The 15,181-nt window shown below is 67.4% G+C and carries 12 protein-coding genes; all 12 read right to left on the bottom strand.

The annotated features are described in order from the left end of the window. Positions 1-3 precede the first annotated feature (3 nt). The 12 genes from ACTZWU_RS09100 to ACTZWU_RS09045 all read right to left on the bottom strand — a co-directional run bounded on the left by ACTZWU_RS09100 (position 4) and on the right by ACTZWU_RS09045 (position 15,144). Positions 4-1,218, bottom strand: a complete 1,215-nt coding sequence (locus ACTZWU_RS09100) for a glycosyltransferase (protein WP_444737035.1) — start codon at positions 1,216-1,218, stop codon at positions 4-6. Beyond that, positions 1,215-2,780, bottom strand: a complete 1,566-nt coding sequence (locus ACTZWU_RS09095) for a hypothetical protein (protein ID WP_444737034.1) — start codon at positions 2,778-2,780, stop codon at positions 1,215-1,217. Before ACTZWU_RS09095 ends, ACTZWU_RS09100 begins: the two co-directional genes overlap by 4 nt. A gap of 34 nt (positions 2,781-2,814) precedes the next feature. After that, positions 2,815-3,369, bottom strand: a complete 555-nt coding sequence (locus ACTZWU_RS09090; RefSeq protein ID WP_444737033.1) for a hypothetical protein — start codon at positions 3,367-3,369, stop codon at positions 2,815-2,817. A 13-nt stretch (positions 3,370-3,382) separates the two neighbouring features. Further along, on the bottom strand, positions 3,383-6,007 hold the full coding sequence (locus ACTZWU_RS09085) for a glycosyltransferase (protein ID WP_444737032.1): 2,625 nt from the start codon (positions 6,005-6,007) through the stop codon (positions 3,383-3,385). Further along, positions 6,004-7,389 carry a DUF6212 domain-containing protein gene (locus tag ACTZWU_RS09080; protein WP_444737031.1) on the bottom strand — a complete coding sequence of 462 codons (1,386 nt, stop codon included), beginning with the start codon at positions 7,387-7,389 and terminating at the stop codon, positions 6,004-6,006. The genes ACTZWU_RS09085 and ACTZWU_RS09080 overlap by 4 nt, the downstream gene beginning before the upstream one ends. Before the next feature lie 337 nt (positions 7,390-7,726). Further along, positions 7,727-9,199, bottom strand: coding sequence for a mannitol dehydrogenase family protein (locus tag ACTZWU_RS09075; protein ID WP_444737030.1), 1,473 nt, complete (start codon positions 9,197-9,199; stop codon positions 7,727-7,729). Between the two features lie 72 nt (positions 9,200-9,271). Further along, on the bottom strand, positions 9,272-10,276 hold the full coding sequence (locus ACTZWU_RS09070) for an ABC transporter ATP-binding protein (RefSeq protein WP_444737029.1): 1,005 nt from the start codon (positions 10,274-10,276) through the stop codon (positions 9,272-9,274). A gap of 9 nt (positions 10,277-10,285) precedes the next feature. Beyond that, positions 10,286-11,116 (bottom strand): carbohydrate ABC transporter permease, encoded by an 831-nt coding sequence (locus tag ACTZWU_RS09065; RefSeq protein ID WP_444737028.1) that lies wholly within the window; start codon positions 11,114-11,116, stop codon positions 10,286-10,288. A gap of 10 nt (positions 11,117-11,126) precedes the next feature. Next, the gene (locus tag ACTZWU_RS09060) at positions 11,127-11,999 is read right to left on the bottom strand and encodes a carbohydrate ABC transporter permease (RefSeq protein WP_444737027.1); all 873 of its coding nucleotides are present in this window, start codon (positions 11,997-11,999) and stop codon (positions 11,127-11,129) included. A gap of 89 nt (positions 12,000-12,088) precedes the next feature. Continuing rightward, entirely contained in the window at positions 12,089-13,405 is a 1,317-nt protein-coding gene (locus ACTZWU_RS09055; RefSeq protein WP_444737026.1) for an ABC transporter substrate-binding protein, read from the bottom strand. A gap of 126 nt (positions 13,406-13,531) precedes the next feature. Beyond that, positions 13,532-14,494 (bottom strand): sugar-binding transcriptional regulator, encoded by a 963-nt coding sequence (locus tag ACTZWU_RS09050; RefSeq protein WP_444737025.1) that lies wholly within the window; start codon positions 14,492-14,494, stop codon positions 13,532-13,534. Next, the gene (locus ACTZWU_RS09045; RefSeq protein ID WP_444737024.1) at positions 14,491-15,144 is read right to left on the bottom strand and encodes an HAD family hydrolase; all 654 of its coding nucleotides are present in this window, start codon (positions 15,142-15,144) and stop codon (positions 14,491-14,493) included. The genes ACTZWU_RS09050 and ACTZWU_RS09045 overlap by 4 nt, the downstream gene beginning before the upstream one ends. Positions 15,145-15,181: the final 37 nt, after the last annotated feature.

Raw genomic sequence — 15,181 nt, 5'->3', positions numbered from 1 at the left:
CCTTCAGACTCTGAGCTTAGTCCACGCATCATTGAACCCGGCCATGTCCAGCGGAGGTTCGATGCGGGCGATGTGTTCGGCGAGGATCTCGGGACGGTCGTGGACCGACAGGATCGCGGTGGCCAGCGCGGCAGGGTCGCCGACCGGGAACTGGATGCCCCAGCCCTCGGTCTTTTCCGCCATCCCCCCGATATCCGAGGCGATCATCGGCGTACCGGCCGCCCGCGCCTCCTGAATCACGACGGGCGAGTTCTCCCACCAGATCGAGGGGATGATGATCCAGCCAAAGCGCTGCATGATCGAGACGCAGTCCTGCGGCCGGTAACGGCCCCGGAACTGCATCCATTCTGGCGGCTTCAGCCCCGGCCACAGGGCGGAAAAGGCCTCGGCGGTGACACCATAGACCTCCAGCGTGATGGGATTGGCCGGCGGGGCAGCCTCGATCAACTCGGCGGCGCGGACAAGGACGTTCAGCCCCTTGGTCGGCGTCGCCTGCCCGAAGAAGGCAAAGCGGCGGCTGCGATGCAGCAGGCTTTCGGGGGTCGTCTCGGGCAAGGGGTCGTGATGGTCCAGCCCGTTCTCGATCACCGAGATCCGGCCCGCCGGGATGCCCCAGCCCTCGAACCTTTCGGCCAGGAAGCGGCTGGGCGACAGCAGCACGTCGAACAGGTCCAGCATTTCGGCCATGCGGGCGCGGCGCAGCGCGAAATCGACCGGCGGGCGGTTCAGGCAGGCCGCGCAGCCCACATCGGATGCCGCGTGGCACAGCTCGCCAGAGGTCTTTAGCATCTGGCCGTGATTGGCGCAGATCGCGGTCATCTCGTGCAGGGTGCAGATCATCTGCGCCTCGGGCCGCAGGCCGCGCAGGCGACGGATCGTGCCGGCGCCGATGTTCCAGAAATGATGGAAATGATAGACATCGCCCTGAAGCGAGGACAGGAAATCGAGGGTCCAGTCCTCGTCCTCGATGCGCGGATGCTCCATCGAGAAACTGTCCATCCCCATGCCCCGCATGCAGAAATCGCGGTCCGAGAAGCCCAGGACGCGCTGGCCGGGGCCGAAGAAGCGCGCCGCGTCCTCGGGGCCGATGGTCGAGCCGACGAACCAGGCATCCTCGCCCTGCGCCAGCAGGTGCTGGAACTGGCGATAGGCCGCGACCTCGCCGCCGCCATAGCGCAGCGCCGGGTGGGAATGGGATACGATCACGATGCGGGTCATGCGGCCTCGGTCAGCAAAAGGGCCGAACGGCCGTCGAATTCGTGCCAGCCCACGCCCTCGATCAGGCTCTGGCAGAAGGGGCCGCGGTTGCCCGCCAGAAAGCCTTGGGCGGGCGCGGCGATGATGCGCGCCTCGTCCTGCGCCAGGGCCCGCAGGGCCAGCGCGCGCCAGCCTGCCTCGGGCGTCAGATAGGCCGAGGGTAACGCAAAGGGCGCCAGCAGCGCCGCCGCGCTGCCGCAGCAGGCAAAGGGCGGGCGGTCGGCGGCGAAACGGCGTTGCAACGCGGCCTCATCCCCGCCGCCGGGCAGGGCGGCCATCGGGTCCAGCGTCGCGAGCAGCAGCGACTTCTCCAGCGGCGCCAGCAGGATTTCGGGGTCGAGATGGAAGAGAACCGAGGACCGCGCGAAGATCGCCAGCCCATCGTGCCCCCCCGGTTCGGGCGGGGTCAGGGCGCAGCCGGCCAGCGTTAGGGGCGCCGCCGCCTCGCGCGCCGCGCCTGCCAGCGCCTGGTCCAGCGCGGGCGTCAGGGCGGGGCGCAGCAGGTGGACGGTCAGCGGGCGCTCGAGGACGGCGGTGACGCGGCGCAGCACGTCGCGCAAGTCGATATCGTTCAGGTCGTGATCCAGAACCAGCAGGACAGGCGCCTTGGGATCGGTGGCAATGGACAGCACCGGCGCGGCGGGGATCTCGGCCGGCAGGGCGTTGCGGTGCAGGCGGCGGGCCAGCGCCTGATCCTCGAGGCCCTGCCCGGTTTCAAGGATCAGACGGGCGACCTCGGCAGGTTGGACCATGTCCAGGGGCGCCAGATGGCCGGAATGATCCAGATGGCCCGGCGGCATCAGCAAGAGACGCGGCTGCGCCTTGGGCGCCTGCGGCAGCCGGAACGAGGCCGCCCAGCCATCGCGCCCGCTGAACGCATAGCGCGGCGCATAGGCCGCCAGATCGGCGCGCGGCAGGCTGGCCTGCATCAGATCGACCGGCGCGATGCGGCCATCGCAGATGACCAGCGCGGTCATCGTCTCGGCCTGCCGGTTCGCGCCGAGGAACCAGCCGGTGGCTATGCCCTGCCCGTCCGGCCCGATCAGCGCCCGGTCGATGCCAAGCGCATGATCCTGGCTTTCGCGTTCCAGCCGGGGGGCCGCCAGAATGCGGTTCACGACCTTGCGCGTGATCGGTTGTCCGGGGGCGGGAACCTCGCCCCGCGCGATCATGCGGATATAGGAAAAGAACGCCTCGTCCACGCCGATCTCGACCATCTTGGCGATGTCCGAGGCCAGCCGGTCATCGGTGATCGGCACGTATTCCTTGCCCATCCCCAGAAACAGATCCTCGGAGGGATCGTTCGCGCCGGGTTCCTGCGACAGATCGAACAGCGCCAGAAAGCCCATCGGCGACAGGGATCGCAGGTCGCGGCGCGGAAACCGCCGCAGCAGCACCGGCGGGACCGAGGCATGTCCGGCGTGCAGGACGATCTCGGGCTGGGGCCGGGGCGACCAGCCCGCAGCCAGGACTCTGTCGGCCGAGACGGAAAAACAGAAATCGAGATGCAGCTTCAGGTCCACGGGGATCGTCCGTTCAACAAGGGGCGCGGCGGTCTCAGACAACCGTCAGGGCAAGGTTCTCGAACGCGAAACGCAGCGGCGGCTGGCGCAGATGAATGATGACGCGGCGCCCGTTCACGCCCTTGGCGCTTGGCGGCAGCGTCAGGCTGCACAGGGCTTCCCGATGCGCGCCCAGCACCCATTCCTGATGCAGGCTGTCGGCGATGCTGCCATCGGCCTTGAACTCGCGCAGGAAGACGTCGGCGATCACGGGCGCGGGAAACGAGGCGCGGGCGTCCAGATAGCAGGTCCGCTCGTCCTCGGTTTCGGGCAGCTGGCCCTCGATCGTCATCCAGGTCATGCCGGAATTGCGGAATTCCAACCCCTGCCCGTCTTCGGATTGCGCGAATTCGGCGCGCGCATCCTCAGGGATGCAGATGCCGACCTTGGATGCGAGGGCGTTGTAACCCTCGTCCAGCAGCACCTTGGGCCTGCCGTCGAGACAGCGCCCCGCCTCGGCGACAAGGTTGGTGCGCTGCTGTTGCAAGGACATTAGCACGGCGGCGGCAGCCTCAAAGCTGCGAACGGCACAATCGTAAATGGTCGGCATCTGGTCAATCCGTTCAGGTCAGGTGGAGGGAACGAGGCTGCCGTTCGGCAACCGGAGGGGAAAGGGGCAGACGTTCCTGCAACCAGCCGCGCAGGGTCGTGGTCGCATCGCGCCAAGTGCGGCTGTGGCCGGCCGTCCGGGCGCTGATCTCGGCCAGCAGGTCGCGGTCGCGGTCCAGCGCCAGGATCCGGTCGATCATGTGGCGTTCGCATTCGTCCTGGGGAACGATGAAGCCCGTGCGGCCCTCGTCGATCGCCTCGTGCAGGGCGCCAGCCTCGGCGGCCAGCACCACGACGCCGCAGCGCTGCGCCTCAAGGACGGACAGCGGCAGCCCCTCGAAATAGGACGGCAGGACCAGGATGTCGGTCTGGGTCAGAAGCCGCGTCAGCGCCTCGGGGCCCAGCACCGGACCCAGAAAGCGGACCTGAGGCGGCCAGCTCAGCTGCTGGCCCTGATCCTCGACCACGGCGCGCCCGGCGATGGTCAGATCGACCTGCGGCAGCCTTTCAGCCAGCACGTTGTAGATCGTGCAGAGCCGCCGGATGCCCTTTTGCCGATCGAACCGCCCCAGAAACAGCACCCGCAAGGGCGCGCGGCGGCCATGCGGATTGCCGCGGAAACCGGTGATGCAGCGCTGTTCGGCCGCGCTCATCGGATAGCCCGGCGCGTTCGGCACGGCGATCAGCTTCTCGGCCGGGATGCCATTGCCGTGCATCCACAGCCGCAGCGTTTCCGAGCAGGTCAGGAACAGATCGTAGGCCTGCTCATAAGCCAGCGCCAGATGGGGGGGGCCATAGCCGCGCCCATAGGTGCTCTGCTCAACCAGATGCTCGTGGTCGATCATCAGCACGCCCCGCCGCCGCAGCCCGTCGGCGACTTTGTGCAGAGCCCCCGAATGCGCGTTGATCACCGCATCCATCGAGGCCAGCAACCCCAGCAGGTCGGGCGCCTGCATGCCGCCGCCCCAGGCGGGTTCTGCGGTGCCCAGATATTCCTCGCCGCTCCAGTCCAGGGCATCGGCGTCGGGCAGCCAGTTCACGGTCGAGAACGGCTCGAGCGCCCAGGGCTCGGCATGGATGGGGCGGTCGCTGATGACGAACAGATGCAGCCGGTAGCCATCGGCCTGCAATTCGCGCGCGATGTTGGCAGCGACCTTCTCAACCCCGCCGAAACTGAAGATCGGCAGCACGATGCCGATGTCGCGGACATCATCGTGCTTCAGCAGCGGCATGGCGATGCCGCCCTCGACCGCGCCGCGCGGGATCTGGACGACGCGCTCGCGCCGGATGGCGCCGCCGGGGGCGCGCCAGTTCCAGTCCTGCGCCAGCGCCCCGCGCCACGGGCTGCGCGCCAGCGACAGAAGGGCCGCGCGCATGATCTCGGCCGCGCTGGTGCTGCCGCCGCTTTCTAGCAGCCAATGCGGACAGCGGATCGACCAGCTTTCCGTTTCGCAAGGCAGGGGCAGGCTGTCGAGACGGCGCAGCCAATCCTCGTCGGGGTCGCGCACCATCCGCTCCAGCGCCGAGATGGACAGGCAGATCGCATCGGCGGGCCGTTCGGGATTGCCGCCATCGGTGACAAGCGACAGGCTGCCATCGTCGCTGTGATCCAGAAAGAACAGCTCCATGTCGCGGCCCGAACGCTCGACGCGGCGCTCGCAGGTCCAGAGCATCGCATGGATCAACCGCATCCGCGTCAGATGGTCGGCCACGCCCTCGCGCAGAAAGACCAGATAGGCGGGCGCGTGATTGGCGTGGGGATCGGCCAGATGCGCCATGATCATCCGTTCCAGCGCGCGCCAGTCGCCCCCCTTGGGCGCCAGCGGATCGACGCAGAGCGTCACCTTGCGGCCTTCACCCTCGATCAGGGCGAAGCGGGGGAAATGCTCGGCCTCCAGCGCGACCAGTTCGGGCAGGCGGTAAAGCCAGTCATGCTTGCGGTGCAGGTAGCGGCGCAATTCGCCATCCTGCGCATGGGACCGGCTGAGCATGCTGACCGGGCGCTTGCGGTAATGCAGCAAGGGCTGGCGCGCCGAACGGCCCCGAAAGCCCAGGCGGGCGGCCTGAAGCCAGAAGTCCCAATCCTCGTAGCCCTGCCTCATCCCTTCGTCGAAGCGCACGCCCGCATCCAGCACCCGGCGCCGGATCAGGCTGCCCGCGTCGCAGGGATTGGCCTCGGCGGCCAGCAGCAGGTCGAATTTCGGTTCGGTGATGTAGTGGCCGTTCTGGCCGAAGAAATCGAAATCGGGATAGAACCAGTCGGCCTCTTTCCAGCCCGACAGCAGATGGCCCATCCGCGCGCCCGCGCCTTCGGCCAGCATGTTGTCGGCGTCCAGCAGGAAGATCGCATCAAGATCGGGGTCCAGATCCAACGCCGCCGCGATCCCGCGGTTGCGCGCCCGGCTGAGGCCGCCATTCTCTGTATGCAGGACCATCATCGACGCGCCCAGCAGCGCCTGCCATGCGGCCATGGCGCGGCGGGTTTCCTCGTGTGTGCAGCCATCCTCGACCACGATCAGGCGGCGGATCACGCCGGCCTCCAGCTCGCGCTCGACCGAGGCGATGGCGTCGTCGATCAGGACCGGATGCCCCTTGACCGGGATGATGACCGTCACATGCCAGGGGCGGGCGGGGGTCATTCCTCGGCCTCGTCCAGCGGCGCGCCGGTCACGACCCGCAGGCCCCTGAACAGCGCCCAGCTGAGGTCGTTCGGCCCGTCATGGGCCAGCGAGGCGGCAAGGAAGATGTCGGCCCGGTCGCGGATCGGCTCGGACGGGACGCAATGCGCCTGCGCCCAGCCAAGCGCGGGCAGGCCGTGAACCCAGGGGCCGATGCGGCCCTGCCAGAAGCCGTCGCGCCCGACCAGCCCGGCCGGGGCCACGCCCACGGCAAGGTTCAGGTTCGGCGCCTGCGGATGGCCCACCGTCACGACGGCGGTGATGTGGCTCAGCTTCGGCAGCGCGACATCGCGCAGCACCGCGCAGACCGGGCCGCTGCGCGAGGGATGGACCATGATCGCATCCTCGTTTTCCCAGTAATCGGCGGTGACATAGTCGGTGGCCGAGGCGGGCTTGGCGAACAGCTCCGGCTCGGGCAGTTCGCCCGCCGACAGGAAGCGCGCATGGCGCCCGTCGCCAAGGGGCGAGTGCAGGACCAGCGGCTCGTCCGGCAGCGAGGCGCCCGCGACCGCCTTCCAGACGCGCAGCGCCAGCACCATGTCGCTGTCGAAGCCGTCGCCCTTGGCGGCAAAGCGCGGATCGGGCACGCGCGGCCCCATCCCCACCGCCAGCCGCGCCGCCCCCGTATAGCGCAGCATCAGCGAGCAATTGCGCGGATCGCCCGGCAGGGGCGCGTCCAGCAGATAGCGCACCCAGCCCGAGCGTGTTTCCTGCCCGCCATAGGCCTCGGTCATCTCCAGCGTTTCGCCCTTGGCGTCGATCACGGCGACCGTCAGGCCCAGATCGCGGTTACGCGGCAGGTCGGGCAGCCACAGATCGACCGCCGTGATGCTGACCGCGTCGATGGGCAGGCGCTGGACCAGCACGGTGTCGCGCGTCATGTGACCGATCACGCCGGTCGGATCCCAGGACAGGCTGCGCGCGATCTGCGGCTCGCCCAGGGCGTAAAGGAAGCTTTCGATGGCGCGAAAGCGGGTCTTGTCCGACTGCCCCTCGCGGCGCAGCATGGCCGAGGCCGCGCGCATCTCGCCCAACTCGCGTTCGGCTGCCTGCATCCGCTGGCTGAGCAGCCCGAACAGGTTCTGGCTGGCGCGCTCGGGTGAGGCGGGATCGACCTCGATCACTGGCAGATCGGCCAGGCCCTTTTCGCGCAACCGCACCCGCCAGCCGGGCGCGTTCAGGGGCGAGACAAGGGCCGCCAGACAGGACCGGCCCGGCGCCGGCGCGGGTTCGTCCGCATCGGCAGAGCCCAGCACGACCATGCCCGAGGGCAGAAGATTGCGGCAATCGGCAGAAATATCGGGATCGACGAACAGCGCGTAATTCTGACCTTCGGCACCCATCGCGGACGGACCTCTCACTTCAACATGCTCGCCCCGGAACCGAGGGGGGAACGATCAACCGACGACTCTTCACCACATCATCCGGACCGCGCCCGGCCCAAGCCTTATGTCTGCTCTAATCCTCCGTCAACCAAAAGAATACTATTCTGTTCAGTTTAATATCGCGGGCTTCATCGGTGAACCCTACCGTTCATGCATGACAAAAAAATCACGAAGCAAAGCGATTCCGCGGGGAATCCTCTGGCTTCGTGGGACTGATGAACTTGGTTGTTGGAATAGATGCCCGACAAACGCCTGAGTTGCGCGAATGCCGGGCAGAATCGTAACGGATCGCGCGTCAGCGCGCGTCGCGATAGCGGGTCAGGGCGGCGCGCACACCGCCTTGGCGCAGGTGGTTCAGCTGATCGGCGAAGGCCGAGCGCAGGGTGGGATCAGCGCCCAGTTCGCCGAAAACGGCGGCGTTGGCCAGAAAGGCCGCCGGATCGTCCCGCGCGGTCAGCGCGTGGCGGCGAAGGATCTCGTGGGCGTCGTCGTTCGGTGCGATGGGCTCGCCCGTCTCGGTCGCGCCCTCGCAATAGCGGCACCACAGCGCCACCTCCAACGCCAGCCCCTCGACCGGCAGGCCCGCCGCCAGACGGTCACGCAGGGTCGGCAGGATGAATTTCGGCTGCCGGTTCGACCCATCCAGACACAGGCGCGGGATCGTGTCCCCGATCCGCGGATTCGAGAAGCGCGAGACGATGAGGTCCAGATAGGCGCCGTAATCCACGCCCGGAATGGGGGCAAGGGTCGGGATGATCTCGCGCGTTTCCAGCGCGATCAGCCAGTCGCGGATGTCGGGATCGGCCATGGCGTCATGGACGAAGTGATGGCCCAGAAGCGCCGAGGCATAGGCGATCGCCGCATGGCCGCCATTCAGGATGCGCAGCTTCATCAGCTCGTGGCGCGCGACATCGGCAACGAATTCGACGCCCACCTTCTCCAGCGCGGGGCGGCCCTGGGGGAAATTGTCCTCCAGCACCCATTGCCGGAAGGGTTCGCAGACGACGGGGGCGGCGTCATCGATGCCGAAGCGGTCGCGCACCAGCGTGCGTTCGCGGTCGCTGGTCGCAGGGGTGATGCAATCGACCATCGAGTTCGGAAAGGCCATATGCGCCTCGATCCAGTCGGCCAGCGCGGGGTCGGAAAGCCGGGCAAGGCCCGCCAGCGTGCGCGCCGCGACATGGCCGTTTTCCGGCAGGTTGTCACAGGACAGCACCGTGAAGGGGGCGATCCCGCCTGCCCTGCGCGCACGGATCGCCGCCAGCATCATGCCAAAGACCGTGCGCGGCGCGTCGGGATGGGCGGCGTCATGCCGGATGTCGGGATGCGCGGCGTCAAAGCCGTCGCTCAGCGCATCCACGAAATAGCCGCCCTCGGTGATCGTCAGCGAAACGATGCGGATGCGCGGGTCCGACATGGCGGCGATCACGGCCTGCGGTTCGACGGCGGCGAAATCGATCATCGGTCCCAGAATGCGCGCCGAAAGGCCCGCCGGGTCCAGCTCGACCAGCGTGCTCAGCCAGTCTTGCCGCGCCAGCCGATCCCGCATCGCCTGATCGCCCGCGCGCACGCCCGCGCCGATCAGCGCCCAGTCATGCCCCTCGCCCAAGGCGAACAGACGGTCCAGATACCAGGCCAGATGCGCGCGGTGGAAATTGCCCACGCCCACATGCAGGATGCCAGGCGTCAGGCGGGCGCGATCATAGGAGGGGCGCGCGACGCCGTCGGGCAATTGGGCCAGAGCGGCCTCGGTCAGGGGGATGGCCATGGTCGGACCTTTCGTCATGCGGCGCCGGGCCGCCGATGCGGCCGGGCCAAGGTTTGCGAAAAAAGCGGGCGGTCAGGGCAGCCGCAGGCCCCGGTCGTCAAAGCGGTGCAGTTTCGACAGGTCGGGCGTCAGCCAGACGGTGTCGCCATGATGCAGGTCAATCTCGCCGCCCGCGCGCACGGTGATCGTCTCGGCCAGACCGGTGTCCTCGACATAGAAGAACGTGTCGCTGCCCAGATGCTCGCTGACGCCGATCCGGCCTTTCCACGCGCCTTCGGTGGCCGAGACGCCGATATGTTCGGGCCGGATGCCGATGGTCGCGGCGCCATGTTCGGCGGCGACGGGTCCGGTCAGCAGGTTCATCCGGGGGCTGCCGATGAAGCCCGCGACGAACAGGTTTTTCGGCGCGCGGTAAAGCTCCATCGGGCTGCCGACCTGTTCGATGCGGCCCGCATGCAGGACCACGATCTTGTCGGCCATGGTCATCGCCTCGACCTGATCATGGGTCACATAAACCATCGTGGTCTTCAGCCGGTTGTGCAGCTCGCTGATTTCCAGCCGCATCCCCACGCGCAGGGCCGCGTCGAGGTTCGACAAGGGCTCGTCGAACAGGAACGCCGAGGGCTCGCGCACGATGGCCCGGCCGATGGCGACGCGCTGGCGCTGGCCGCCCGACAGCTGGCCGGGGCGGCGGTCCAGATAATCGGTCAGGTTCAGCGCCTTGGCCGCGGCCTCGATCCGGCGGTTCTGTTCGTCCTGCGGGATGCCCGCCATCCGCATCGGAAAGGCAATGTTCTTCCTGACCGACATATGCGGATAAAGCGCGTAGCTCTGGAATACCATCGCCAGCCCGCGCCGCGCAGGCGGCAGGGCGGTCGCGTCCTTGCCGTCGATCAGGATGCGCCCGCCGGACGTATCCTCAAGCCCCGCGATCAGGCGCAAGAGGGTCGATTTCCCGCAGCCCGAAGGCCCGACGAAGACCACGAATTCACCGTCATTGATGTCCAGATCAAGCGGCGGGATCACCTCGACCTCGCCGAATTTCTTGGTCACGTTCTCAAGGGTGATGCGTCCCATGATGGCCCCTTATTTCACCGCGCCGAAAGTCAGGCCGCGGACAAGTTGTTTCTGGCTGAACCAGCCCAGGATCAGGATCGGCGCGATCGCCATGGTCGAGGCCGCCGAGAGCTTGGCGTAGAACAGCCCCTCGGGCGAGGAATAGCTGGCGATGAAGGCCGTCAGCGGCGCGGATCGCGCGGCGGTCAGATTCAGCGTCCAGAAGGCCTCGTTCCAGGCCAGGATCACGTTCAGAAGCAGCGTCGAGGCGATGCCGGGGATCGCCATGGGCGTCAGCACATAGAGGATCTCGTAGCGCAGGGTCGCGCCGTCCATTCGCGCGGCCTCCAGGATCTCGGCCGGGATCTCGCGGAAATAGGTATAGAGCATCCAGACGATGATCGGCAGGTTGATCAGCGTCAGCACGAAGACCAGCAGGATGCGCGTGTCCAGCAGCCCGGTATCGCGCGCCAGCAGATAGATCGGCACCAGCACGCCGACGGCGGGCAGCATCTTGGTGGACAGCATCCACATCAGGATGTCGCGCGTCCGCCGCCCCGGCACGAAGGCCATCGACCATGCGGCGGGGATCGCGATCAGCAGGCCGATCAGCGTCGAGCCAAGCGAGATCACGACCGAGTTCCAGAAGTGCCGGAAATAGTTCGACCGCTCCTGCACGGTGACGTAATTGGCCAGGGTCCAGTCGAAGTTCAGGAATTTCGGCGGGATGGCGATGGCGTCGGCTTCGGTCTTGAAGCTGGTCAGTACGGTCCAGAGGATCGGAAAGAAGATGAGCAGGCCGATGGTCCAGGCGATCAGCGTGGTGACGGCCTTGCGGCGATTGGTGACGGCACGGGGCATGTGTTCCTCCTTACGCGTCGAGGTTCTTGCCGATCATCCGCATCAGGAAGATCGCCACGATATTGGCCAGGATGATCGCCACGACCCCGCCCGCCGAACCAAGGCCCACGTCGAATTGCAGCAGCGACTGCATGTAGACCAGAAACGTCAGGTTGGTGCTGGCCGTGCCGGGTCCGCCATTCGTCGTCACCAGGATCTCGGCGAAGATCGACAGCAGGAAGATCGTCTGAATCAGGATCACAACCGTGATGGCGCGCGCCAGATGCGGCAGGGTGATGAACCAGAACCGCGCCAAGGGCCCTGCCCCGTCCATCTCGGCGGCCTCCATCTGTTCGCTGTTCAGCGATTGCAGCGCGGTCAGCAGGATCAGCGCGGCAAAGGGCAGCCATTGCCAGGCCACGATGCCGATGATCGAGGCCAGCGGCGCATGGGTCAGGAAATCATAGGGTTGCAACCCGACGCTGCGCGCCAGCCAGGCAAAGACCCCGTTCACGGGGTTCATGAACATGTTCTTCCAGACCAGCGCCGAGACGGTGGGCATCACGAAGAAGGGCGCCAGCACCAGCAGCCGCACGATGCCCTGCCCCCAGAAGGGCTGGTCCAGAAGCAGCGCGATCAGGATGCCGCCGATCACCGTGATGGTCAGCACGCCCGCGACCAGCACCAGCGTGTTGCGCAGCGCGGCCATGAAGGCGGGATCGGTGAAGAAGTAATGGTAATTCTCGAAACCCGCCCAGCTTTCCATGCCGGGCATCAACAGGTTGTAGCGCAGGAACGAGAAATACAGCGTCATCGACAGCGGCACGATCATCCAGCCGAGCAGCAGGATCACGGCGGGCGAGATCATCAGCCTTGCGGCCGTGCGTGAAGCCTTGGTTGACATGCAGGCACCTCTGGCAGGTCGTTTGCGTCAGGGATGGGGGCGCGCTTTCAGAACGAGGGCGCGCGCCCCCTCAGGCGTTCTGGCGCGCCTTACTTGGGATAGCCCGCGCGGGTCATCTCGCGCGTGGTCAGGGCCTGCGCGTTCGACAGCGCCTGTTCGGCCGTGGCCTGCCCCGCCAGGGCGGCGGCGAATTGCTGGCCGACCGCCGTGCCGATGCCCTGGAATTCCGGGATCGCCACGAATTGCACGCCGGTATAGGGGACCGGATCAACCGTCGGGTTGGTCGGATCGGCGGCGTTGATGCTGTCCAGGGTCATCTGGGCGAACGGAACCGAGGCATATTCGGGATTGTCGTAAAGCGACTGCCGGGTGCCCGGCGGCACGTTCGCCCAGCCCTCGCGTTCGGCCACCAGCGCGGTGTATTCCTTGGAGGTCGCCCAGGCCACGAACTGCTTGGCGGCATCGACCTTCTGGCTGCCCGCCGGAATGCCAAGCGACCAGGCCCACAGCCAGTTGCCACGCTTGCCCAGCCCGTTATCGGGCGCCAGCGCGAAGCCCACGCTGTCGGCCACGGTCGAATCGGCGGGGTTCGTCACGAAGCTGGCCGCGACCGTGGCGTCGATCCACATGCCGCACTTGCCCTGCTGGAACAGCGCGAGGTTCTCGTTGAAGCCGTTATTCGCCGCACCCGGAGGGCCGTATTCGTTCAGCAGCATCAGGTAATCGTCCAGCGTCGCGCGCCATTCCGGGCTGTCGAACTGAGGGGTCCATTCCTCGTCGAACCAGCGCGCGCCGTAGCTGTTGGCCATCGCGGTCAGAAAGGCCATGTTCTCGCCCCAGCCCGCCTTGCCGCGCAGGCAGATGCCATAGACCTCGGCGTCGCGGTCGGTCATGGCGGCGGCGGCTTCCTTGATGAAGTCCCAGCTGGGCGCCTCGGGCATCTCCAGCCCTGCGGCCTCCATCAGGTCGCGGCGATACATCACCATCGAGCTTTCGCCATAGAAGGGCGCGGCGTAAAGCTCGCCATCCACCGTCAGGCCGCCCCGGATCGCGGGCAGCAGATCATCGGCATCCCATTCCTCGGGCAGGTCGTTCAACGAGACCAGCCAGCCCTGTTCGCCCCAGATCGGAACCTCGTAGGTCCCGATGGTCATCACGTCATATTGCCCGCCGCGGGTGGCGATGTCGGTGGTGACGCGCTGACGCAGGACGTTTTCCTCCAGCGTGACCCACTCGACGCTGATGCCGGGGTGCTTTTCGGTGAAGTCCGAGGTGAGCGCCTGCATGCGGATCATGTCGCCATTGTTCACCGTGGCGATCGTCAGCGTCACGTTCTCTTGCGCGGCGACGCTGCCTGCGGCGCACAGCGCCGTGGCGCCCAGAAGGGCGCGGAATGTCGTCTTCATGCTATCCTCCCTTGCGGATGGGCATTTGCCCTTCCGATGGGCAAATATTCAGCGCGAAGACACAGCTTGTCAACGCCCATGATGGAGGCGCGTGAAATTCACTGCTTTTTCAGCGATTATCGACGGTCAGGCCAGCAGCCGCTCGGCCGTCGCCTCTGACGTGATCAGCCCGTTCACGAGCCGCCCGATCAGCGCCGCGCGAATCGCCGGCAGCTTGGTCTGGCCCGACGCGACCGCCCAGACCGGCCGTTCCGGCGCGGCAGGCAGCGGGGCCGAGGCGACGCGGCGGTTGAAGGCGCAATCCAGCACCCGCCCTGCCCCGTCATAGACCCACGAGGTGATCTCGCCCACTGCGCCGGCGCGAGCCAACTCGTCCAGTTCCGCGGCAGACAGGAAGCCGTCCACATGCAGCGGTGCGGTCGGGTCCATCTGACCCACGCCCACCAGCGAAAGGTCGGCATTCTCGCACAGGCTGATCGTGTTCCGCGCGCCCTTCTGCGCCTGCATCGCGGCCAGGGCCTGCGGATCGGGCGCCAGGACCGGCAAGGGATAGGGGTAATGCGGGGCGCCGATCCGGTCGGCCAGCCGGATCGTCGCGTTATAGGCGGTGGCCGAACCGTCCTCCATCATGTTTCCCAGGCGCGAGACGACGACATGCTGCGGGCAGGACATGCGGGGCAGCTGCTCGACCATGGCGCGCAGGTTGCGTCCGGTGCCCAGGCTGATGACGCGCCTTTCGGGCGATTTCAGCACGCGCTCCAGCAGGGCGGCGGCAGCGATGGCAAGCCCGGTCAGCAGGTCCGGCGCTTCCGGGTCCGAGGGCACGACCTCGCAGCCGGCCAGCCCGTAGCGCTCGGACAGGCGCGCGGCCAGGTCCATGCAGCGCCCGATCGGGTGATCCAGCCGCACCTTGATCAGCCGCTCGGACACGGCCATGGCGACCAGCCGCTGCGCGCTCTGGCGGCTGACGCCCAGCTTGCGCGCGATCTCGTCCTGGGTGTTGCCCGCAACATAGTACAGCCACCCTGCCCGCGCTGCGTCGTCCAGCCGCGTGGCCTCGGGGGTAAAGCGGGTCGGTGGCTGGGTCATGCGCCCTCCATCGCGCGCAGGATGGCGTCAAAGCGCGACCAGTCGGCAAAACCTTGCACGCCGGTCGGCGCGGCGATCTGCGCAAGATGCGCGCCACCGCCGTAATGCAGGACCGCCATCCCCGCTGCCCGAGCGGCCTCGATCCCGGGCGGGCTGTCCTCGATCACCAGAACCCGGTCCGGCGCCGCGCCCATCCGGGCGGCGGCATGCAGGAACAGATCGGGCGCGGGCTTGCCCCGTGCGACCTCGGAGGCGGTGAAGACATGCGTCCCGAACCGGGCCGTCAGGCCCAGCACCGACAGCGTCCGGGCAACGCGCGGCGGGCTGGAAGAGGTTGCCACGCAACAGGGCCGCGCCAGATCCGCCAACATGTCCGAGAAACCCGGCGTCTCGCGCAGATCGGTCTCGAAGCGAGCCAGTAGGCGCGCGCGATACGAGGCCTCGAAATCCGCGGGAAGCGCCCTGCCCGTCCGCGCGCGGATGCCGGCTGCGACGGTGGGAAAACTGCGCCCCAGAAAATCGCGGCGCACATCCTCGGCCGTGACGGTGATGCCCAGTTCGGCCAGTTGGTCGATCAGCACCTCGGCCGACAGAATTTCGCTGTCGGCGATCACGCCGTCGCAATCGAAGATGATCAGATCAAACCGCATGTCGAAGCCTTAAGTCCGCCCCCCTGCCCTGTCCAGC

Origin of the sequence: Paracoccus sp. NSM, from assembly GCF_052379855.1 — a bacterium.
Lineage (GTDB): Bacteria > Pseudomonadota > Alphaproteobacteria > Rhodobacterales > Rhodobacteraceae > Paracoccus.
This window is presented reverse-complemented; position numbering and strand designations above follow the sequence as displayed.

Coding starts and splice junctions, on each gene's coding strand:
- ACTZWU_RS09080 (WP_444737031.1), bottom strand. CDS start 7,389: ATGGGTGCCGAAGGTCAGAATTACGCGCTGTTCGTCGATCCCGATATT.
- ACTZWU_RS09085 (WP_444737032.1), bottom strand. CDS start 6,007: ATGACCCCCGCCCGCCCCTGGCATGTGACGGTCATCATCCCGGTCAAG.
- ACTZWU_RS09075 (WP_444737030.1), bottom strand. CDS start 9,199: ATGGCCATCCCCCTGACCGAGGCCGCTCTGGCCCAATTGCCCGACGGC.
- ACTZWU_RS09070 (WP_444737029.1), bottom strand. CDS start 10,276: ATGGGACGCATCACCCTTGAGAACGTGACCAAGAAATTCGGCGAGGTC.
- ACTZWU_RS09050 (WP_444737025.1), bottom strand. CDS start 14,494: ATGACCCAGCCACCGACCCGCTTTACCCCCGAGGCCACGCGGCTGGAC.
- ACTZWU_RS09100 (WP_444737035.1), bottom strand. CDS start 1,218: ATGACCCGCATCGTGATCGTATCCCATTCCCACCCGGCGCTGCGCTAT.
- ACTZWU_RS09055 (WP_444737026.1), bottom strand. CDS start 13,405: ATGAAGACGACATTCCGCGCCCTTCTGGGCGCCACGGCGCTGTGCGCC.
- ACTZWU_RS09045 (WP_444737024.1), bottom strand. CDS start 15,144: ATGCGGTTTGATCTGATCATCTTCGATTGCGACGGCGTGATCGCCGAC.
- ACTZWU_RS09090 (WP_444737033.1), bottom strand. CDS start 3,369: ATGCCGACCATTTACGATTGTGCCGTTCGCAGCTTTGAGGCTGCCGCC.
- ACTZWU_RS09060 (WP_444737027.1), bottom strand. CDS start 11,999: ATGTCAACCAAGGCTTCACGCACGGCCGCAAGGCTGATGATCTCGCCC.
- ACTZWU_RS09065 (WP_444737028.1), bottom strand. CDS start 11,116: ATGCCCCGTGCCGTCACCAATCGCCGCAAGGCCGTCACCACGCTGATC.